Here is a 20,221-nt window from a genome sequence, read left to right as displayed (position 1 = left end):
GCACCGCCGGAGGAGGGGTTAGGTGAACAACATTGCCGACAGCACGAAGTTGAACATCAGCACCAGCAGCGAGGCATTGACTACCGCACGGGTGGTGGCTACCGAAGTGCCTTCGATGGTCGGCTCGGCGTGGAAACCGACGTAGGACGCGACCAGCGCAGCGGTGCCGCCGAAGATCGCCGACTTCAGCATCGCCACGCCGAAGTCATCCCAGAAATCCACGCTGTTGCGCAGCGCCGACCAGAACACGCCGTTGTCCAGGCCCAGCACATGCACCGCTTCGAAGTAGCTGGCCGTGATGGCCAGCGAACAGAAGATGCCGGTCAGCAGCGGCACGGTCAGCACCGCTGCCCAGAACCGCGGCGCCACCGCCTTGGCCACCGGGTCGATGGCCATCAGCTCCAGCGCCTTGATCTGGTCGGTGGCCCGCATCAGGCCCAGTTCGGCGGCGATCGAGCTGCCGGCGCGGCCGATGAACAGCAGCGCGGTCAGCACCGGTGCCAGCTCGCGGTACAGCGACAGGCCAAGCAGGGTTGACAGCGCGTCGGCCGCACCGAAGGTGGTCAGCGTCCGGTAGCCCTGCAGGGTCAGGACCAGTCCGACGAAGGCGCCGCCAACGGCGATGATCGGCAGCGAGCGCGCACCGATCTTGTAGATCTCGCGGGTCAGCTCGGCCAGGAAATCACGCGTGGGCAGCGACCCGCGCAGCACGGTCAGCGAGAACAGGCCGGCGCGGCCCAGCGAACGGGTGGCTTGCACGAACGGCATCAGGCAACCCTCGCCCGTGGCGCGGCATCGAACGGAATGGGACCATCGGGCTGGCCGTGCAGGAACTGCCGCAGCAGCGGGTCCTGGCTGGACTGCAGCGCTTCGGGCGTGCCCTGGAACACGATGCCGCCATTGGCAATGGCAATGACCTGGTCGCAGATCGGCAGGGTCTCATGCACGTGGTGGCTGACGATGATGCTGGTCAGGCCCAGGCTGTGGTTGAGGCGTTGGATCAGGCTCATGATGACCCCGGAGGCGATCGGGTCCAGCCCGGTCAGCGGCTCGTCGTAGATCATCAGCGGCGGGTCCAGTGCCAGCGCGCGGGCCAGGGCCACGCGGCGCGCCATGCCACCGGACAGTTCGCGCGGCCAAGCGTCGGCGGCGGCCAGCAGGCCCACCGCATGCAGCTTCATCTGCACCAGCCGGTGCAGCACCGGCGCCGGCAGGCGGGTATGGGTGCGCAGGGGCAGGGCGACGTTCTCGGCCACGGTCAGGTCGGTCAGCAGGCCATTGCCCTGCAGCAGCACGCCCACGCTTTTGCGCATCTCCAGCAGCGCACCGCTGTCCTGCGGGATCGGCTTGCCGAACAGGGTGACTTCGCCCGCCACCGGGCGCAATTCGCCGGTCAGTGCCGCCAGCAGGGTCGACTTGCCACTGCCGGATGGGCCCAGCACGGCGGTGATGCTGCCTCGCGGAACCTGCAGGGAAACGTCGCGCAGGATGGTGCGTCCGCTCCGGTCGATGCGGACGTTGGATAACTGCACCAGACTGGAGGCGGAGGCCGACATGGGCACCATTAACGTTTTTTAGACATCGAAGGGTGGGGGCAGCCGGCTGAACATAAGCAGACTGGACGGTGCAGTATTGTGGCACGTTGCAGCCGTTGGCAGGCCGGGATGATTGCCCGGGGTGACGGAACAATCCATCGCGGCACACGCTGCGCCCTCCAGTGACGTGCGTCACCATTGAATACTGGCAGGCGTACTGCACACACTGTTCATGATGACCGACCCGTCCAGCGACTTCCGCCTCTACCATTCCAATTCCCTGGACGTGCTGGCCGCACTGCTGGCCCGCAATGTGCGCGCCCCGGTGCCGGGGCAACCGCTGCTGGCACCGGAGGTGGTGCTGATCCCGCAGGTGGCGATGCGCCGCTGGCTGCAGGCGACCCTGGCCGCCGAGTACGGTGTGGCGGCCAACCTCGAGTTCCTCACCCCGGGCGAGTTCGTCGCACGGGCGCTCAATGCCAATGTCGATGGCGAAAGTGACGATCTGGATGCCGCCGGGCTGCACTGGAAGCTGTACCAGGCACTGCGCGATCCCGCGCTGCTGGCGCAGCCACCGATGCGTACGCTGCAGGCCTATCTCGCCGCTGGCGACGCGCTGAAGCCGTGGGCGCTGGCCGGTGAACTGGCCTCGGTGTTCGAGAAATACCAGGCCTGGCGGCGGGACTGGCTGCTGCGCTGGGATGCCGGCGCCGACCCGGCCGATCCGCAGGCCATCCTGTGGAGGGCCATCGCCAGGAATCGTGGCTACCGCGCGCGCCGCATCCAGGACTACCTGGAACGGTTCGAAGGCCCGGACAAGCCAATGCCGAAGGGACTGCCGCCGCGCCTGTCGGCGTTCGCCACGCTGAACATCTCGCCGGACGTGCTGCGGGTGATGGCCACCCAGGCCCGGGTCGGCGAGCTGCACTTCTATATGCCCACCCCGGTGCAATCCTACTGGGGCGATCTGCAGACCCTGGCCGAGCGCCTGCGCAGTGGTGCGCCCGATCCCTTCGGCGAGGCCGCTGGCGAGAACCGCCTGCTGGAAGCCTGGGGCGCGGCCGGTCGCGATTTCATGGCCGTGCTGGGCAGCTACGAAGTGGTGCACCCGGCCGGCGAGATCGCCGCGTATTCCGATCCCGAGGACGACACCCGCCCGACCCTGGCCGAAGGTGGCCTGGCCGACAGCCTGCTGCACCGCCTGCAGCGTGACCTGTTCCACCGCCGCGCACTGCCTTCGGGCGAGCGCCGCGAGGAACTGCGCAGCGACGACCCCAGCCTGCAGGTGCATGCCTGCCACACCCGCCTGCGCGAGCTGCAGGTGCTGCACGACCAGCTGCGCAGCCTGCTGCAGGATGCGCGCTTCGACCCACCGCTGCAGGCCCGCGAGATCGCCGTGCTGGCACCGGACATCGATCCCTACGTGCCGTACCTGGAAGCCGTGTTCGGCGGGCGTGGCGGCGACGAGGAACACATTCCCTACGCGCTGGCCGACAGCAGCCCGCTGGCCGGTGAGCCGCTGGCCGACGTGTTCGTGCATCTGCTGTCGCTGCCGGTGTCGCGCTTTGGCCTGAACGAGATCCTCGACCTGCTGGCCAGCGCACCGCTGGCAGAAGCGGCCGGGCTGGAGGCGATGGATTTCGACCGCCTGCACGGCTGGCTGCAGCAGGCCGGCGCGCGCTGGGGCATCGATGCCCACCATCGCGGCCAGCTGCAGGCCCCGCGCGACGATGCCTACACCTGGCAGTTCGCGCTGGACCGCCTGCTGCTGGGCCATGCCACGGGCAGCGATGTCGACCTGGCCGGTGTTGCGCCGTGGATCGAGCTGGAAGGCGGCGCGCTGGATGCGCTGGACCGGCTGCTGCGCCTGCTGCGCGTGCTGGCGCTGTACCAGCGTCGCCTCGGCGAGACCCTGACCCCGGCGCAGTGGCGGCAGCGCCTGCTGTCCCTGCTTGATGCGCTGCTGCCGGAGGCACCCAGTTCGCCCAACAGCCAGCGCGCGCTGGAACGCCTGCGCAAGCTGCTCAACCAGTTCGCCGACGATGCCCGCAAGGCCGGCTTCGAGGACGGCGTACCGCCAGAGGTGGTGCGTGCACACTTTGCCGGCGCGCTGTCCGAGGCCGATACGCGTGCGCCGCTGCTGACCGGCGGCATCAGCTTCGGCCGCATGGTGCCGATGCGCCTGCTGCCGTTCCGGGTGATCTGCGTGCTGGGCCTCAACGATGGCGACTTCCCCCGCCGCGATCCCGCTGCCGGCCTGAACCAGTTGACCGCCGAGCTGGATACGCCACGCCGCCGCCCGGGCGACCGCTCCACCCGTGAAGACGATCGTTTTTTGTTCCTGCAGCTGTTCGCTGCCGCGCAGGACGTGTTCTACCTGAGCTACCTCGGCGCCGACCCGCGTGATGGCAGTGTGCGCGAACCCTCGGTGCTGGTCAGCGAGCTGATCGACGCCGCCGCCGAGTACCACCAGACGCCGGAAGCGGCCAAGCGTGCGTTCACCGTGCGCCACGCGCTGCAGCCGTTCTCTCCGGCCGCGTTCGGCGAGGGCGACCCGCGCCGCTTCAGCTACCGCCGCCAGTGGCACCCGGCCGCCGGGCGCATGGCCGGCCAGCGCGGCGGTCTGCAGCCGTGGTTCGACGCCGCGCTGCCGCCACCGCTGGATGACGCCGTGGAAGACGAGGTGGCCCTCGATACACTGCGCCGCTTCCTGTGCGACCCGGCCGGGCAGTTCCTGGCCCAGGCGCTGGGCCTGCGCCTGGCCGACGATGTGGAGGAAGTGAACGACCTGGAACCGCTGGTGCTGTCCTCGCGCGGTCCGGAAAAACGCAGCGTGCAGGCCGCAGTGGTGCGCGCCACCATCAGCGGCGATGTCGAGCCGCTGTACCCGCGCCTGCGCGCGCGCGGCCTGCTGCCGTCCGGTGCGCTGGGCGAGCGCCAGTTCGAAGCCGAACAGCTCAAGACCCGCCCCTACGCCAGCGCGATGCTGGGCTGGATGCAGGGACAACCGCTGGAAAGCCGCCGCTACGAGGTGGAGATCGACGGCGTGCGCCTGCACGGCCGCGTGGCCGATCGCCACCCTGATGGCTTGGTGCGCCTGCGTGCCGGTGCCCTCAACGGCAACGCGGTGATCCGCCAGGGCCTGGACTGGCTGCTGGCCAATGCGGCTGGCGATGCGCTGCCGCTGGTGCAGTTCCATGATGGTGGCGACGCCGGCCCCGGCCCGCACATCCAGCCTGCGCCGGGTGCAGCAGCGGCACGCGCCGCCCTGCGCGCACTGCTGCAGCTGCGCCAGCGCGGCCTGCGTGAACCGCTGCGCTTTGCGCCCTATACCGGCTGGGTGCTGTTCACCGCACCGGCGGAAAAACAACGCAGCGAAGGCTGGAAGCAGTGGCACGGCAGCGAGCGCAGCTGGGGCGAAGCCAACAGCGATGCCTGGCAGCTGCTGCTGCGCGGCGCCGATCCCTTCGCCGATGACGACAGTTACGCCGACCTGCTGCGCAACAGCCAGGTCGTGTTCGGTGCGGTGCGCGACGGGCGTGGCCCGGGTGGCACCGGCAAGGAGGCCGACGCATGAGCGCCCCCGTGGATCCCTACCTGCTGCTGCCGCTGCAGGGCATCGGCCTGATCGAAGCCAGTGCCGGTACCGGCAAGACCTTCACCCTGGCCACACTGTTCACCCGCTTGGTGGTGGAACAGGGCCTGCGCATCGGCCAGATCCTGGCGGTGACTTTCACCGATGCCGCCACTCAGGAACTGCGCAAGCGCATCCGCGAGCGACTGGCGCTGGCCGCGCGGCTGGTCGATCTGCCGCTGGCCGACCACGAGGCGCCCGAAGCGCTGCTGACCCGCCAGGTGCTGCAGCGTCACCTGGAAGTGGGCGGCGAAAGCGCCGCTGCACTGAAGCGCCGCCTGCAGGTGGCCGCTGACGAGATCGATCTGGCCTCGATCTTCACCATCCATGGCTTCTGCACCCGCGTGCTGCGCGAATACGCACTGGAAAGCGGGCATACCTTCGATCCGCCGGAGCTGCTGGCCAGCGACAACGAGCTGCTGGAGGAGCTGGCTGCCGATCTGTGGCGCGTGCACGCCAACGACCCGGCCACGTTGGAGCCGCTGCTCTGGCTCTGGTCGAATCCCGACGCGCTGGCCTCGGACCTGCGTGCGCTGCTGGCTTCGCCGCCGCTGTACCCGCGCCCGCAGCCGCTGGCAGTTGAGGATCCGCGCCCGGCCCTGCAAAGCGCGGCGGCGGGCCTGTCGCTGGCCGTGCGCGAGCATGGCGAACAGTTCTTCCTCGATCTGTGCGAAGCCGTCGACAACAAGTGGATCAACGGCGTTTCCTACAAGCTGGGCTGGCTGCACCCGCTGGGCCGGCAGCTGCTGGCCTGGGCCGAACGCGGTGACGCCAGCGAGCTGATGGCCAGCGACCGCCTGCCGGCACTGCTGCCCGAAGCGCTGGTGGCCAAGACCAACAAGAAGTTTGCCGACCGTACGCCGTCCTCGCCACTGCAGGCGCCGCTGCAGCGCTACGTGGCGCTGCTGGCCCAGCGTGAGCAGTGGCTGCGCGCGGCCGCCCTGGACTTCCTGCACAACCTGCGCGACGAAGCCACGCAGCGGCTGGCCGCACTCAAGCGCACGCGCCGGGTGCAGACCTATGACGATCTGATCGATGGCGTGGCGCAGGCGCTGGAGGGGGCGCAGCGGCTGGATCTGGTGCGCAAGCTGCGCCAGCAGTACCGCATCGCCCTGGTCGACGAATTCCAGGACACCGATGACCGCCAGTGGGGCATCTTCCACACCGTCTTCGGCGATTCGCCGGAGGTGCGGGAACTGGGCCTGCCGCCAGCGCTGTTCCTGATCGGTGACCCGAAGCAGGCGATCTACGGCTTCCGTGGCGGTGACATCCACACCTATCTGAAGGCCAAGCAGGCCGCACGGCCGGCACCGCCGCTGGACCAGAACTTCCGTTCGCGGCCCTCGCTGCTTCGCGCGCTGCAGGCGCTGTACGACAACGGTGGCGACGATGCGTTCCTGGAAGCAGGCATCGGCTTCGAGCCGGTCCGCCCCGGTGGCATGCGGACGGATGAAGACTACCTGCGCGACGGTGCAGCGGCTCCGGCCCTGACCCTGCGTGTGCTGCGCAGCGAGGGCGACAAGGCGATGAGCGCCGACGCCTCGCGCGCGGCGGCCACCCAGGCCTGCGTGGCCGCTATCCATCAGACCCTGCTGGACGCGCGTGCCGGCACTGCCCTGCTGCGCGGCCGCCCGGTGCAGCCCGGTGACATCGCCGTGCTGGTGCGCTCGCACCGCGAGGCGACGCTGGTGCAGCGCGCGCTGGCGGCGGTGGGCATTCCGGCGGTGGCGGCGGGCAAGCAGAGCCTGTTCTCCACCCCGGAGGCGCGCGACCTGCGCGCGCTGCTGCTGGCCCTGCTGCAACCGGCCGACGAGGGCCGGCTGCGCGCGGCACTGGCGACCGTGCTGCTCGGCCAGCAGGCCAGTGTGATTGCCAGCATGGAACGGGAAGGTGATCTGCAGCGTGCGTTCCAGGCACAGCTGCTGCACTGGCGCGAGCGCTGGCAGCGCGGTGGCCCGTTCGCGGTGGTGGCCGATGTCTGTGCCGCGCAGGGCGAACGGCTGCTGGCGCTGATCGATGGCGAGCGCCGGCTGACCAACTACCTGCAGCTGGGCGAACTGCTGCAGGAAGCCTCCGCGCAGGCGCTGGGCATGCACGGCCTGCTGGACTGGCTGCAGGGACAGATGGCCAACGCCGACCAGAACGACGAACAGCAGCTGCTGCGCCTGGAATCGGATGCGCGCCGCGTGCAGATCATCACCCTGCACAAGAGCAAGGGCCTGGAATACCCGCTGGTCTATCTGCCGTTCGTCGGCATCGACGGTGGCGCACCCAATACCGCTGCGCACTGCACCGTGCACGTGGACGGCGAGCGCCAGCTGCATTGGAAGCTGGACAAGGATGAGGCGTGGGAAGCAGCCAGCAGCCAGCGCGACCGCGAGCAGCGCGCCGAGGATGCGCGCCTGCTGTATGTCGGGCTGACCCGTGCCGAGCATGCGCTGTGGATCGCCATCGGCGACCTTGCAGGGATGGGCAGAACCCGCCTGGCCCCCTTGCTGGCTGATCTGCAGGCATTGCGCTCGCATGCGGATGTGCATATCGACGACAGCGAGCCGGTGCTGCGGCTGCCACAGCTGCCGGTGGAGCAGGAAGGCGAACTGCCGGCCGTGCGCAGCCTGACCCGGCGTGTGCCGCACGACTGGTGGGTCTACAGCTTCACCCAGCTGGCCCATGCCGATGCCGGTGACGACGTCGAAGCGGCGGCCACCGAACTGCCGGCACCGGCCGCCGACGAACCGGCCGGCGCGGAACTGCCGCTGGAACCGGCCCTGCCCGAACCCGCCGCTGCCGAGGCCGCACCGCTGGATCCACGCTTCATGGGCAGCCGCTTCGGCAACGTGCTGCACGAGGCGTTGGAGAACGTCGATTTCGCTGCATGGGGCGGCTGGACACCCGACCGGCCCGCGCCCGACGGGCAGGCCGAGCTGCTGCGCCAGGCGTTGCACGACGAAGGTTATGCCGACGCGGACCTGGACGATGGCGTGGCGGTGCTGGTGCCGCTGGTCGGCCATACGCTCACTGTTGCACTGCCCGAAGGCGGTGCCCTGCACAGCCTGCAGGTGGGTGAGCGCCGCGCCGAAATCGAATTCCACTTCGCCATCGAACCAACCGCCGTGCCCGCGTTGCTGCAGCTGCTGCACGCCCATGGCATTTCCAGCGCACGCCGCGGCTTCGGCATGCGCCGCCGGCTGGAAGGGCTGATGACTGGCAAGATCGACCTCACCTATGTGCGCAATGGGCGCTGGTACGTGCTCGACTACAAATCCAACCGCCTGCCCGGCTACAGCACGGACCTGCTGCAGATCGCCATGCGCCACAGCGAATACGACCTGCAGGCGCTGATCTACACCGTGGCCCTGCACCGCTGGCTGCGCTTCCGGCTGGGCCGTGCCTACGATTACGCGCGGGACATGGGCGGCATCCGTTACCTGTTCTGCCGTGGCCTGGATGGCACCGGCAATGGCGTGCACGAGCAGTGGTTCGCGCCGGAGCTGGTGGATGGACTGGATGCGCTGTTCGCCGGTGGCGAAGCCGCGCATGCCGAACTGGTCGCGCGTGCCATCGGAGCCAGCGCATGAGCGAGACCCTGCTCAAGCAGCTGTACCGCGGTGGCCAGCTGCGCACCCTCGACCATGCCCTGGCCATCAGCCTGCTGCGCCTGCGCGCCGACACCCCCGATGACGTGGCCGTTGCCGCGGCGCTGGCATCGCTGGCGGTGTCGCAGGGCCATGCCGCGTTCGATCCGGCGCAGCCGCAGCGTCTGCTGGAAAACATCCCGGTCTGGCCTGCGCCGCCGCAATGGCTGGCCCAGCTGCAGGCGTCGCCCTGGGTGGCACAGCCGGACGATCCGGACGCTGCCGCCAGCGAGGCACCGCTGGTGCTGGAAAACGGCCTGCTGTATCTGCGCCGCTACCGCGAATACGAGCGTCAGCTGGCGGCCGGCCTGCAGCGCATCGGCCGGCACCCGCTGCCGGCGCCGGACTTCGCTGCGCTGGCGCCGCTGTTCGCGCGCCTGTTCCCCGCTGCCGCCAGCCAGGAAGACCACCAGGCCCGCGCGGCCGGGGTGACCCTGCGTCATCCACTCGCCCTGGTTACCGGCGGCCCCGGTACCGGCAAGACCACCACCATCGCCCGCCTGTTGCTGCTGCTGGCCGCGCAGGCCCTGCACGCCGACGAGCCGGTGCCGCGGGTCGCGCTGGCCGCGCCCACCGGGCGTGCCGCCGAACGGATGGCCGAAAGCCTGCGCCTGGCCGTGCAGCGCCTGCAGGAGGAGGGTCTGGACCCGGCGCTGTGTGCAGCACTGCCGACTACCGGCACCACGCTGCATCGCCTGCTCGGGGTCATTCCCGATTCACCGCGCTTCCGCCACCACGCTGACAACCCCCTGCCGGTGGATGTGGTGGTGGTGGACGAAGCCTCGATGATCGACCTGCCGCTGATGGCCAAGCTGGTCGATGCCATCGCCAGCGGTACCCGGCTGATCCTGCTGGGTGACCCGGACCAGCTGCCTTCGGTCGAAGCGGGCGACGTGCTCAGCGCCATCCTGCGTGCCAGCGGTGATGGCATCGGTACCCGCGCCGACGATGCACAGGCGCTGCATGGGCTGCTGGCGGCGCCGACCCTGCAGCCTCAGGCCGCCCCGCGCGCCTTCGCCGGCCGTCGCGTGCAGCTGCAGCGCGGGTATCGGCAGAGCGATGCGCTGCAGCTGGCGTCGCTGGCGCAGGCGGTGCGCGAGGGCGACAGCGCTACCTCCTTGGCCCTGCTGCGCAGCGGCAGCCTGTCCGGTGTCAGCTTCCACGACAACGAAGCCGATCCGCTGCGCGGGCAGCGTGAGCACCTGCTCGCGCACTGGCGTGCGCTGGCTGAGGCTGACGACCCCGGTCGCGCGCTGCAGCAGGCCGGCCGCCTGCGTGTGCTGACCGCCCTGCGCGAAGGCCCGCAGGGGGCACGCGGCCTCAACACCCGCATCGAACAGCTGCTGGCCGGCAACACGCCCGGTTACTTCCAGGGCCGCCTGCTGCTGGTGACCGAAAACAGCTATCGCCATCGCCTGTTCAACGGTGACATCGGCATCTGCCTGCGCGACGCCAGTGGCGCGATGGTAGCCTGGTTCCCCGGCGACACTGCCGAGCAGCCACGCGCGTTCCACCCGGCTGCGCTGCCCGCGCACGAGAGCGCCTTCGCGATGACCGTGCACAAGGCGCAGGGCTCGGAATTCGACGAGGTCTGGTTGCAGCTGCCACGGCAGGACAGCCGCGTACTGTCACGCGAACTGGTGTACACCGGCCTCACCCGTGCCCGCCAGCGCCTGCATGTGGCCGCCAGCGAAGAGTTGCTGGTGGCCGCGCTGAAACGGCATGCCAGCCGCCTGGGTGGCCTGGCATGGCGACTGGGCGCCGAAGCGGGTTCGGATCCCGTTCCCGACGGGAACGGACTCTGACCCGTCGCGTTGAGCGCGATATTCCCTTGTAGAGCCGAGCCATGGTCGGCTGCAGTTCGCGCGAGGTCGGCAGTCGAGCATGGTTCGACGCTACAAAAGCATCCACGCATGGCGTGGATCTACTGCAGGTTGCGGCCTTTGGCGTTGATCCGGCAGGGGCAGGGTGCAGCCCTGCCGCCACGTTCATTCCGCGATCAACACCAGTCCGTCGGGAAACACGATCGCTGCTTCATCGGCGCTCACATCAAAGAAGCCCACCCCATGCTTCTCGGCCAGGTCCTGCACGCGCCCATGCGCGCGCTCGGCCACCGAATACGCGAACGCCCCGTAGATCACCTCGCGGCCGATGCTGTAATCGGTCACCTCGGCACGGTCGTCATCGTCGTTGCTCAGTGGCCCGTTCAACGGTGGGAACTCCCGCGCCATCTCAGCAAACCACGCCTGCAGCGCCGGGCTGCTCACCGACGGGTCGTCATACTCGTGATTCTCGCCCCACTGCGCCTGCTTCTCGAACCAAGCGATGAAGGCCGCCGCATCGCGTGGTGCGGCGCTGGCCTCGAACACCATCATGTCGTAACTCATTGAACCGTCCTGTTGTCGGGGCGAAAGGCCGCCGGGCATGGCCCGGCGCTACCGGGTAGCGATGGTAGCGCCGGGCCATGCCCGGCGGATCGCATTACATGGACGGCGCGTCGGCGTCCACCAACCCCGGTGCCAGCGCCTTCGCTTCCGGGAACAGCGCGAAGCGCAGGCCGATCAGGCCCATCAGCGCCTCATCGCGTGCCTTGCAGGCGGCCACGCCACCGACACGGCCCAGCGACGTGTCCAGGCGCTCACGCAATGCTTCGGCCGCGGCAAGCGGCCGGCGTGCGGCAATCTGCCGACGGTAGTGCGCGGCGATCTCTTCCAGGATGTGCTCGACTGCCTCGCGACTGCGTTCGGGCAGCTCCAGGCGGGCACGCCGCAGCTGCAGGATGTTCAGGCCGATGCGGGCCTCGTTGAGCATGTCCACCGAGGCGATGTCGCTGCCCTCCGGGGTTGCCGCCAGGCGCGGGGCGAGCAGGCCCAGCAGGTCGAGCATGCGTGCGGCGAAGCGCTGGCGGTCCTGCTGGCCGCGTCCTTCGGCCGCTTCGGCCAGGGTGGTCCAGCCCTGGCGCACCAGGCGACGCGCGGTCCATTCGGCACCCACCGAACGGAACAGGCGGGTCATCACCACCGCAAAGCCAATGCCGATGAACATCGCGATGGACGAGTTGAGGAAGCTCTGGATGTTGGCGCTGTAGGTGTTCTGCAGGCTCAGCAGTGCCGACAGGTTCACCGTCAGCGGCAGCGCGAACAGCGCGCTCTTGGGGTGGTGCAGCAGCAGGCCCAGCGGCAGGAACGTGACCGCCAGGACCAGCGCCAGCAGGCCGAAGTCATGCACGGCGGGAAACACGCCGAACAGGTACACGCCGGCCACCAGCGAAGCGACGATGGCCCACATCAGGAACGCGACCATGCTCGGGGCCGGGTCGTCCTGCGCAGCGAAGAAGGCGGCGGTCACCGCAGCCATCATCGCGCCGTTGCCACCGCCCTCCCAGCCAAGGCCGATCCACAGCACGCAGTAGCTCATCAGCGCCACGCCGGCGCTGAGTGCGGAAAACAGTGCCATGCCGTAATCGACGTGCTTGTCGGTGGGCACCCGCTTGGCGCGGATGCGGTAATGCGTGCGATCCAGCGGCGCGGTGCCCTCATCGATGGCGTGCTGCAGGGTGCGGCAGTCCTGCCACAGGTCCACCAGTTCTTCCAGGCGCAGCAGCAGGCTGGCCAGCTGCAGGTGCTGCAGGTCACTGTCCACCTGCGGCTTCAGCGCGCTGATGCGCGCGCGCAGGCGGGCGTAATCGCTGGCACTGGCAGGCGTTTCGATCCAGTCGTGGATGTCATCGACCAGCGCCGGCAGCCCTTCCGGCAGCGCCTGGCCGTGGCCGCGCAGTGCGCTCAGGCGGTCGGCAATCGAAGACAGCACCGGCAGCAACAGCAGCATGCGCTCGCGCAGGCGTTCCATCGACACCGCTGCGCCGGCATGGCGCGGGTCATCGCGGCGCAGGAATTCGATCAGTGCCTCGAACTGCACCAGGTCGGCGGCCAGCCGGTTGCGCGGGGCATGGGCGCGGCCACGTTCAAGAATCTGCCGGCACCACTGTGCCGCGTCCTCCATCCACGTGCCGATCCGTGCGTGCAGCATCGGCCGCACCGAGGCCGGAAACAGCAGCGACGCGAACAGCACCGCCACTACAGTGCCGAGGATGATCTCCTCGCTGCGCGCCACCACTGTGTCGAAGATGGTCTCCGGCGAGGTCACCGCCGGGAAGCCGATGAAGGCGGTGGTATAGCCGGCCAGCAGGAACGCATAGCCGCGCGGGCCGCGGTTGAGCAGGGCCAGGAACAGGCAGGCGGCCAGCCAGATCGACATCGCCGCGCTCAGCACCAGGGGCGTTTCCACCAGTGCCGGCAGCACCAGCAGGGTGGCCAGGCCGGCCACCAGGGTGCCGACGATCCGGTACACGCCCTTGGCCCGGGTCGGCCCCAGCAGCGGCTGGCTGACGATGTACACCGTGCCCATCGCCCAGTAAGGGCGCGACAGGTTGCCGGCCATGGCGATGTACAGCGCGGCCATCGCGGCCAGGTAGGTCTTGATCGTGAACAGCCAGGCCTGGCGGTCGGTCAGCGCGTTCATCGCTTACTTCGCCGTGGCCTGTGCGGTGGCCGGAGCGGCCGGGGCCACCGTGGTCTGCCAGCCACCGCCCAGCACCAGGAACAGATGGATCTGGTCACGCGACACCTGCGCCTCGGCTGCGGCCAGGGTGGCATCGCTGGTGGCCAGGCTGCGGTCGGCATCCAGGCTGGACAGGTAGGGCGTGCGGCCTCCCTGGTACAGGCGGCGGTTCTGTTCGGCGGCCAGCGCCGCCTGCTGCTGGGCTTCGCGCAGCGACTGCAGGCGGCGCAGGTCCTGCGCATAGCGGTCCAGTGCGGTCTGGGTTTCGCGCAGGGCCTGCAGCACGGCATGGTCGAACTCGGCCAGGGCAGCATCGGCCCCGGCCTCGGCGGCGTGGATGCGCGCGTGCGTGCCCGAAGAAGGCAGCGTCCAGGAGATCAGCGGGCCGATCGACCACTGCTGGGTCATCGGTGTGCCGAAGTCCTCCAGCAGGCCGGCGGCACCGAGCGAAGCGCCCAGGCGGATGTCCGGGTACAGCTCGGCGGTGGCCACGCCAATCCGCGCGGTGGCCGAGGCCAGCCTGCGCTCGGCCTGGCGGATGTCGGGACGGCGCTGCAGCAGGGCGCGGCCGTCGCCCACCGGCAGCGGCTGGGCCAGTCCCGGCGCGTCGGCGCAGTCGATCACCCCGGCCGGCAGCTGGCCAGGGGTCTGGCCGAGCAACGCGGCCAGCGAATACGCGGCGGCCGAGCGTTGTGCACGCAGGGGCGGTAGCGCAGCTTCCAGCAGGGCCACCTGTGCGTTGGCGCGCGCCAGTTCCGGCGGCGTACCACGCCCGGCCTTGATCAGGCGCTGGGTCACCGAACGGCTGCGCTGCTGCAGCTGCAGTGAATGCTCGGCCACATGCAGTTCGTGGTTGGCGTGGCAGATTTCCAGATAGCTGTCGGCCACCTCGGCCACCACGCTCACCTGCGCCAGATCGCGGGCGGCGGCCACCGCTTGTTCGTCCGCGCGGGCGGCTTCGGCACCGCGCTTGAGCTTGCCGAACAGGTCGAACTGGTAGCTGACCGCGAACTTGCCGTCGGCCAGGTTGATCACCGGTAGTTCGTGTTCCTGCAGGAACGACTCGGCCGACAGCTGCGCACGGCTGACGCCGGCCTCGGCCTCGTATTCGAAGCCACCGGCATCCATCGCCTGCTCGTACACGGCAGCGGCGCGGCGCAGGTGTGCATCGGCGGCCTTCAGCTCGACGTTGTCACGCAGCGCCTGGGTGATCAGGCCATCGAGTACCGGATCGTTGTACAGCGACCACCAGCGGTCAGGCAGTGCCTGGTTGGCGGCCACGTCCGGGTTCCGGGTATCGATGAACGCGGCATTGGCCTGCGGGCGCTTGAATGCGGAGCCTTCCGGCAGGGCGTAATCCGGGCCGACGGTCCTGCAGGCCGTCACGCTGGCCAGTGCAACGATCAGGCCGAGACGGGGCAGGGCGGCGTTCACAGGCCCGCCTGTGTCGGCGTGGCGCCGGCCTTGCCTGCGTGCTTCGTGCCGTTGGCCTGTACGGTCACCGTGGCGGTACGCCCGGCAATCAGCTCAACGCCTTCGGGCACTTCGTCGATGGCGATGCGCACCGGAATGCGCTGCGCCAGCCGCACCCAGTCGAAGGCCGGGGTCACGTTCGGCAGCAGCGTGCTGCCGTTGCTGCGGTAACGGTCTTCGATGCCGGCGGCGATGCTTTCCACGTGGCCGCGCAGTGGCGTCGATTCCCCCATCAGGCGGATGTCCACGGTCTGCCCCGGGGCCACGCCGCGCAGGCGGGTTTCCTCGAAGTACCCGTCGATGCGGAACGAGCCGGTATCCAGCAGCGCCAGCACCGGCTTGCCGGCCACCACATAGTCGCCCACGCGCATGGTGCGGTCGTTGACCCGGCCGTCGGCCGGTGCGTGTACTTCGGTGCGGGCCAGGTTCAGATCGGCCAGGTCGACCGCCGCCTGGGCGGTGGCCAGCGCGGCTTGGGCGGCCTGCAGCTTGGCACGGCGCACTTCGGCGTCCTCGGCGGCCACCAGGTCCTGCAGGCTGCGGTCGCGGCCGATCTCGCGGCGCAGCTGCGCCACCGAAGCTTCGCGCTCGGCCAGGCTGGCCTTGGCCTGTTCCAGCGCGATGCGGTAGCGGGCGCGGTCGATCACGAACAGCAGATCCCCCTTCTTCACAGCCTGGTTGTCGGCAACGTTCACCGATTCCACCAGGCCGGACACATCCGGTGCCACCTGCACCACGTCGGCGCCGACATGGGCGTCACGGGTCCACGGCTCATCCATGTAATAGACCCACAGCTGGCGCAGTACCAGCAGGGCCACGATCACCGCGGCGCTGGTCAGCACGATGGGCAGGGTCTTTTTCACGATCTTGTTCACGATTGCATCCAACGCAGGAGGTGGAACAGCAGGCCAAGCACGATCCCGTACAACGCCAGGTTGAACAGCGGCGGGTGCCACACATGGCGATAAGCACCGGCACGCTGCAGCAGCGCGTGCAGACCGCTGTTGATCAGGTAGGCCAACAACATCAACCCGAGCAGGGTCGGGACGAACACTCCATGGAGACTGAATTCACCGGGCATCGGAAGGGGCGGGGGCGAAGTGGGGAGGGGAGGGACAACGAAACAACGGCAACGGGCAACAGCCGCTGGCGCATTCACGGCAGCGGCGGTGGTCCATGGACAACGGGCTTATGTGATGCGGTCGGCCGCCTCGGCCAGCAGGCGCCATGCCTTCAGCACGGCCTGCAGTTCATCCATGGAAAGTTCGCCGAACACGTCCTGGCGCAGGCCGATGAGCTGTTCTTCCAGCTCGCGCACCAGCGCCTGTCCTGCGTCGGTCAGCCACAGCAGGTTGGCGCGGCGGTCGCTGGCGTCGCTTTCGCGGCGGACCAGGTCGCTGGCACAGAGCTTGTCCAGCAGGCGCACCAGGGACGGGCCTTCCAGGCCCAGCTGCTGGGCCAGCGCAACCTGGCGGATACCGCCGCCGGAGCGGCCGATCATCAACAGGGGCATGGTGCAGGCGGTGGAGATGCCATAGCTGCCGAGCCGGCTGTCGGCCAGGCGCTGCCACTGCCGCCCTGCATAGAGCAGGCCGGAGCTGAGCTGCATCTGCAGCCGGGTGCGTTGGTCGAGGGGCAGCTCCATAAGAGATAGATAGGATACTACTAATTTCATTCCTATCAATAGTTTTTGCTGAATGGGTGCTTGGGGGTGGGTCGGTGTACTGAGGAAAGCGTTGCGCCTGTCTGGTGTCGGGTGGGGCAGCGGGGGCCGGACGGGGCAGGACACGCCGTAAACCCATCCATGGGGGCTCGGCCGCGGCATCCATGCCGCGGACGGTCCTGCCCCGCCCGGCCCCCGCTGCCCTCCCATCACTCCGCGAGCGCGGTGGGTTGGCTCTTTAAAGGCAAGGGCAGGAGCAGTGCGGACCAACGGTCCGCACCCACCAATGCGGAGGCGCGCGGTGCTTCCGAAGCCATGAACCCCCCGCTTTTGCCCCCGCTTTCGGGCGGTCCGGCCGCGCGCCAGGAAACTGTCCGGGAGGGGGTGAGGGGGCTGCGCAGGACCGTTGGCGCCATGGATGGCGCCATCGAGCCCCCATGGATGGGTTCACGGCGTGTCCTGCGCAGCCCCCTCACCCCCTCCAGCCCGATACCAGTCAAGGCGCTACGACGACCCCCGATGAACCGTCCCAACAGGACGACCCACCCCCCGGTCGGGTACGATGCTCGCCCCCCGTTCGGGACGCTGTACGCAATGAGCAAGAACAACGAAAAGGCCGCCCCGCAGGGCGACGTGACCCAGGACCAGGCCGAGGATGCCGTGCGCACCCTGCTGCGCTGGGCCGGTGAGGACCCGTCCCGTGAAGGCCTTCTGGACACTCCCCGCCGCGTCGCCGAAGCCTATGGCGACTGGTTCAGCGGCTACCGCGATGACCCGCGCGCCTACATGGAGCGCACCTTCGAGGAAGTGGCCGGCTACGACGAACTGATCGTCCTGCGCGACATCGAGTACGAAAGCCACTGCGAACACCACATGGCGCCGATCATCGGCCGCGTGCATGTCGGCTACCTGCCGGCCGGCAAGGTGGTGGGCATCAGCAAGCTGGCCCGCGTGGTCGAAGCCTACGCCCGCCGCTTCCAGGTCCAGGAAAAGATGACCGCGCAGATCGCCCAGTGCATCCAGGACGTGCTGCAGCCGATCGGCGTCGGCGTGGTCGTCGAAGGCGCCCACGAGTGCATGACCACCCGCGGCATCCACAAGCGTGGCGTCAGTATGGTCACCTCGAAGATGCTGGGCAGCTTCCGCGACGACGCGCGTACCCGCGCCGAGTTCCTGCGCTTCATCGAAGTGGGCGGCAAGCGCTGAGCCGCTTGCCCGCACCGCGCCGGCCCCGCGTGGCCGGCACGTCCACGGCTGCCCCTGTGGCGGCCGTGCATGGCTGCCCGCAGCCGCCAGCGTCCATGACTCTTTTCGCTGCATGAAGCACCGCGAACGTATTGCCCGTTACCGCCACCTGCGTGAACAGCCCCAGTGGAAGCTGCTTGCCGCTGACCACGCCCCGGAAATCATCGGCCTGCTGCAGAGCCTGCTGATGGACGGCGAGCGCACGCTGCCGTCGTCGGTATTGAACGAGCGCCTGCAACGCGCGCTGGACCAGCTGGCCGGCGACGAACTGTCGCGCGAGCTGCCGCGTACCGCCCAGGCCTATATCGCCCACTGGCTGGCCCAGGGCTGGCTAGAGCGCCGCCTGCCCGAAGGCGCCGACCAGGAACAGTACGAACTGTCGACCCCGGCGCTGCAGGCGATCCGTTTCGCCGACAGCCTGGAGCAGGCCCGCGTGGCCGCCACCGAAAGCCGCCTGGCCCTGGTCATCGAGCAGCTCTCGGCACTGGCCGCACAGACCGAAGCCGATCCCGATGCGCGCCTGTCCGCGCTGCATGACGAGCGTGATCGCATCGATGCCGAGATCGCCCGCGTCGGCGCCGGTCGCGTGGTGGCCCTCGACGGCAAGCGCGCGCTGGAACGTACCCGCCAGATCATCGGCCTGGCTGACGAACTGACCGAAGACTTCCGCCGCGTGCGCGATGACTTCGAGCAGCTCAACCGTGATTTCCGCGAACGCATCATCGACGACGAAGGCGAGCGTGGCGATGTGCTGTCGCAGCTGTTCGAAGGCGTTGATGTCATCGGTGAGAGCGATGCCGGCCGCAGCTTCCAGGCGTTCTGGCGCCTGCTCAACGATGCCGAACAGAGCGCCCAGCTCGACGCCGCGCTGGAGGCCGTGCTTGCGCGCGGCTTCGCCCGCCGCCTGGACCGCAACGAACGCAATTTCCTGCGCGGCTTCACCAGCACCATGCTGGAACGCGGCGGACAGGTGCACGACGTGCTGCAGAACTTCGCGCGCAGCCTGCGCGGCTTCGTGCAGAGCCGAGGCTATCTGGAACAGCGCCGCCTGAACCAGCTGCTGAAGCAGGCGCAGTCCGAAGCACTGGCCCTGCGCGACGATTTCCCCGCCCAGCGCAGTATCGGCCGCGACCTGCAGCTGACCACCAGCCGCCTGCGCTCGTGGTCGCAGTGGAAACTGCACGATCCGCGCAGCGCGCAGGTCGATGGCAACGTCGAATACAACGATGCGGCCGCCATCAGCCTGGAAAGCGTGGGCGACCTGGTGGCCTCGTCGGAAATCGACTTCCGTACCCTGCGCCGCGACCTGCACGAGCTGCTGGACGCACAGCCGCGCCTGAGCATCGCCGAAGCCCTGGCCCAGCGCGAAGCGCCGCAGGGCCTGGGCAGCGTCATCGGCTACCTGTCGCTGGGTACGCGTTTCGGCAACGTGGTTGCCGGCGAGCAGGAGCTTGCGCAATGGCGCGGCGGCGACGGCCAAGTGCGCCGCGCACGTATTCCGCTGGTTTGGTTCACCCAGGAGAGACGCCATGAGCTGGCATGAAGATCCCATCGAAGCAGCGGCAACCGACCTGGCCGAAGATGTCTACGAGGCCGAGCCGGCAGTGGCCGCTGCAGGGCCGCGCCGCGGCAACGATGTCTATTACATGGGCGACACCGGTCGCCTGCCGCTGGATGCGCGTCGCGCGCTGTGCCAGCTGCTGATCGGCCCCAGCATCGACCAGCTGCGCCACGCCAAGCTGTGGCCGGCGCTGATCCGCAGTGAAGCGGCCATCCGTTCGGCGCTGGCTGATCTGTTCCTGGAACTGGTCCTGGACCGTGACAGCGGCGTGGCATTCACCCGCCAGGCCGACACCGAAGACGTGGATGCGCCGGTGCTGCTGCGTACCTCGCCGCTGACCTTCATCGATTCGGTGCTGCTGCTGTTCCTGCGCCAGCAGCTGGCCGAGGCCGATGCGCGCGGCAACCGCGCCGTCGTCGCCGATGCCGAGATGGCCGAGGCACTGGCCATCTACGAGAAGAACCTGTCCACCGACCGCGCCGGCTTCAACCGCCGCGTTGCTTCGGCCGTGCAGAAGATGAAGGACAACCACATCCTGACCCGCCTTGGCGGCCAGGAAGACCGCCACGAAGTCTCGCCGGCGCTGAAGCTGCTGTTCTCCGCCGAAGACGTGTCCCAGCTTTCGGCGGTGTACCGCCAGCTGCGCGAAACCCCGGCTGCCGAAGCCTGAGAGACCCGAGCACCGCATGGCCATTTCCAAGCACACTCCCGCCCTGTTCAACGACGGCCTGCCGGACCCGCGCCTGCAGCAGTTCCGCATGCGCCGCCTGCAGGTGCACAACTGGGGCACCTTCAACGGCCTGACCGAAGTGCCGATCGCCGAGCGCGGCTTCCTGTTCGTCGGCCGTTCCGGCTTGGCCCCAGCGTGTAGGCCATTTCGGCGCCCTCGCCATCACCGCCCACCAGCGGCAGGTG

15 protein-coding genes are annotated in these 20,221 nt (G+C 69.1%); 7 read left to right on the top strand and 8 right to left on the bottom strand.

The window, feature by feature from the left end; all coding sequences use genetic code 11:
* Positions 1 to 18: 18 nt before the first annotated feature.
* Complete coding sequence (locus ACQKDV_RS05355) at positions 19 to 768, bottom strand: MlaE family lipid ABC transporter permease subunit (protein WP_324806238.1); 750 nt, start codon at positions 766 to 768, stop codon at positions 19 to 21.
* Positions 768 to 1,556 (bottom strand): ABC transporter ATP-binding protein, encoded by a 789-nt coding sequence (locus ACQKDV_RS05350; RefSeq protein ID WP_427782747.1) that lies wholly within the window; start codon positions 1,554 to 1,556, stop codon positions 768 to 770. Before ACQKDV_RS05350 ends, ACQKDV_RS05355 begins: the two co-directional genes overlap by 1 nt.
* A 211-nt stretch (positions 1,557 to 1,767) precedes the next feature.
* On the opposite strand from ACQKDV_RS05350, the gene recC reads away from it, so the two are divergent.
* Genes recC through recD form a run of 3 tightly spaced genes read left to right on the top strand, consistent with a single transcriptional unit; the run spans position 1,768 to position 10,609 of the window.
* A complete protein-coding gene (gene recC, locus ACQKDV_RS05345; protein WP_427782746.1) occupies positions 1,768 to 5,112 on the top strand; it encodes an exodeoxyribonuclease V subunit gamma in 3,345 nt (1,114 codons plus the stop codon).
* Positions 5,109 to 8,747: an exodeoxyribonuclease V subunit beta gene (gene recB, locus ACQKDV_RS05340; RefSeq protein ID WP_427782745.1), complete on the top strand. Its 3,639-nt coding sequence runs from the start codon at positions 5,109 to 5,111 to the stop codon at positions 8,745 to 8,747. Before recC ends, recB begins: the two co-directional genes overlap by 4 nt.
* Positions 8,744 to 10,609 (top strand): exodeoxyribonuclease V subunit alpha, encoded by a 1,866-nt coding sequence (gene recD / locus ACQKDV_RS05335; RefSeq protein ID WP_427782744.1) that lies wholly within the window; start codon positions 8,744 to 8,746, stop codon positions 10,607 to 10,609. Before recB ends, recD begins: the two co-directional genes overlap by 4 nt.
* Before the next feature lie 183 nt (positions 10,610 to 10,792).
* Here recD and ACQKDV_RS05330 read toward each other — a convergent pair whose 3' ends face one another.
* The 6 genes from ACQKDV_RS05330 to ACQKDV_RS05305 form a co-directional block, all read right to left on the bottom strand.
* Positions 10,793 to 11,191 carry a hypothetical protein gene (locus tag ACQKDV_RS05330; RefSeq protein ID WP_427782743.1) on the bottom strand — a complete coding sequence of 133 codons (399 nt, stop codon included), beginning with the start codon at positions 11,189 to 11,191 and terminating at the stop codon, positions 10,793 to 10,795.
* Positions 11,192 to 11,285: 94 nt separating this feature from the next.
* Entirely contained in the window at positions 11,286 to 13,325 is a 2,040-nt protein-coding gene (locus ACQKDV_RS05325) for an FUSC family protein (RefSeq protein WP_427782742.1), read from the bottom strand.
* A gap of 3 nt (positions 13,326 to 13,328) precedes the next feature.
* Complete coding sequence (locus ACQKDV_RS05320) at positions 13,329 to 14,798, bottom strand: efflux transporter outer membrane subunit (RefSeq protein ID WP_427782741.1); 1,470 nt, start codon at positions 14,796 to 14,798, stop codon at positions 13,329 to 13,331.
* The gene (locus ACQKDV_RS05315) at positions 14,795 to 15,712 is read right to left on the bottom strand and encodes an efflux RND transporter periplasmic adaptor subunit (protein WP_427782740.1); all 918 of its coding nucleotides are present in this window, start codon (positions 15,710 to 15,712) and stop codon (positions 14,795 to 14,797) included. The genes ACQKDV_RS05320 and ACQKDV_RS05315 overlap by 4 nt, the downstream gene beginning before the upstream one ends.
* A complete protein-coding gene (locus ACQKDV_RS05310; RefSeq protein WP_427782739.1) occupies positions 15,709 to 15,918 on the bottom strand; it encodes a DUF1656 domain-containing protein in 210 nt (69 codons plus the stop codon). The genes ACQKDV_RS05315 and ACQKDV_RS05310 overlap by 4 nt, the downstream gene beginning before the upstream one ends.
* Positions 15,919 to 16,026: 108 nt before the next feature.
* Positions 16,027 to 16,482 (bottom strand): MarR family winged helix-turn-helix transcriptional regulator, encoded by a 456-nt coding sequence (locus ACQKDV_RS05305; protein ID WP_427782738.1) that lies wholly within the window; start codon positions 16,480 to 16,482, stop codon positions 16,027 to 16,029.
* A gap of 612 nt (positions 16,483 to 17,094) precedes the next feature.
* Between ACQKDV_RS05305 and folE the strand changes: the two genes are divergently transcribed.
* From folE to ACQKDV_RS05285, 4 genes are all read left to right on the top strand, one after another.
* Complete coding sequence (gene folE / locus ACQKDV_RS05300) at positions 17,095 to 17,706, top strand: GTP cyclohydrolase I FolE (protein WP_004141296.1); 612 nt, start codon at positions 17,095 to 17,097, stop codon at positions 17,704 to 17,706.
* A gap of 112 nt (positions 17,707 to 17,818) precedes the next feature.
* Complete coding sequence (locus ACQKDV_RS05295) at positions 17,819 to 19,288, top strand: DUF3375 domain-containing protein (protein WP_427782737.1); 1,470 nt, start codon at positions 17,819 to 17,821, stop codon at positions 19,286 to 19,288.
* Positions 19,275 to 19,976 carry a DUF4194 domain-containing protein gene (locus tag ACQKDV_RS05290; RefSeq protein WP_427782736.1) on the top strand — a complete coding sequence of 234 codons (702 nt, stop codon included), beginning with the start codon at positions 19,275 to 19,277 and terminating at the stop codon, positions 19,974 to 19,976. The genes ACQKDV_RS05295 and ACQKDV_RS05290 overlap by 14 nt, the downstream gene beginning before the upstream one ends.
* Before the next feature lie 16 nt (positions 19,977 to 19,992).
* Positions 19,993 to 20,221, top strand: a 229-nt coding sequence (locus ACQKDV_RS05285; protein ID WP_427782735.1) for an ATP-binding protein, incomplete at its 3' end; no start/stop codon positions are given.

This window comes from Stenotrophomonas sp. NPDC077659, from assembly GCF_050268705.1.
Lineage (GTDB): Bacteria > Pseudomonadota > Gammaproteobacteria > Xanthomonadales > Xanthomonadaceae > Stenotrophomonas.
Note: the sequence above shows the minus strand (reverse complement) of the source record. Positions and strands in the feature narration are given on the sequence as shown.

Bases quoted from the DNA above. Each gene is read 5' to 3' on its own strand.
- ACQKDV_RS05350 (WP_427782747.1), bottom strand. From the start codon at position 1,556: ATGTCGGCCTCCGCCTCCAGTCTGGTGCAGTTATCCAACGTCCGCATC.
- recD (WP_427782744.1), top strand. From the start codon at position 8,744: ATGAGCGAGACCCTGCTCAAGCAGCTGTACCGCGGTGGCCAGCTGCGC.
- ACQKDV_RS05355 (WP_324806238.1), bottom strand. From the start codon at position 768: ATGCCGTTCGTGCAAGCCACCCGTTCGCTGGGCCGCGCCGGCCTGTTC.
- ACQKDV_RS05330 (WP_427782743.1), bottom strand. From the start codon at position 11,191: ATGAGTTACGACATGATGGTGTTCGAGGCCAGCGCCGCACCACGCGAT.
- ACQKDV_RS05295 (WP_427782737.1), top strand. From the start codon at position 17,819: ATGAAGCACCGCGAACGTATTGCCCGTTACCGCCACCTGCGTGAACAG.
- recB (WP_427782745.1), top strand. From the start codon at position 5,109: ATGAGCGCCCCCGTGGATCCCTACCTGCTGCTGCCGCTGCAGGGCATC.
- folE (WP_004141296.1), top strand. From the start codon at position 17,095: ATGAGCAAGAACAACGAAAAGGCCGCCCCGCAGGGCGACGTGACCCAG.
- ACQKDV_RS05325 (WP_427782742.1), bottom strand. From the start codon at position 13,325: ATGAACGCGCTGACCGACCGCCAGGCCTGGCTGTTCACGATCAAGACC.
- ACQKDV_RS05290 (WP_427782736.1), top strand. From the start codon at position 19,275: ATGAGCTGGCATGAAGATCCCATCGAAGCAGCGGCAACCGACCTGGCC.
- recC (WP_427782746.1), top strand. From the start codon at position 1,768: ATGATGACCGACCCGTCCAGCGACTTCCGCCTCTACCATTCCAATTCC.
- ACQKDV_RS05310 (WP_427782739.1), bottom strand. From the start codon at position 15,918: ATGCCCGGTGAATTCAGTCTCCATGGAGTGTTCGTCCCGACCCTGCTC.
- ACQKDV_RS05305 (WP_427782738.1), bottom strand. From the start codon at position 16,482: ATGGAGCTGCCCCTCGACCAACGCACCCGGCTGCAGATGCAGCTCAGC.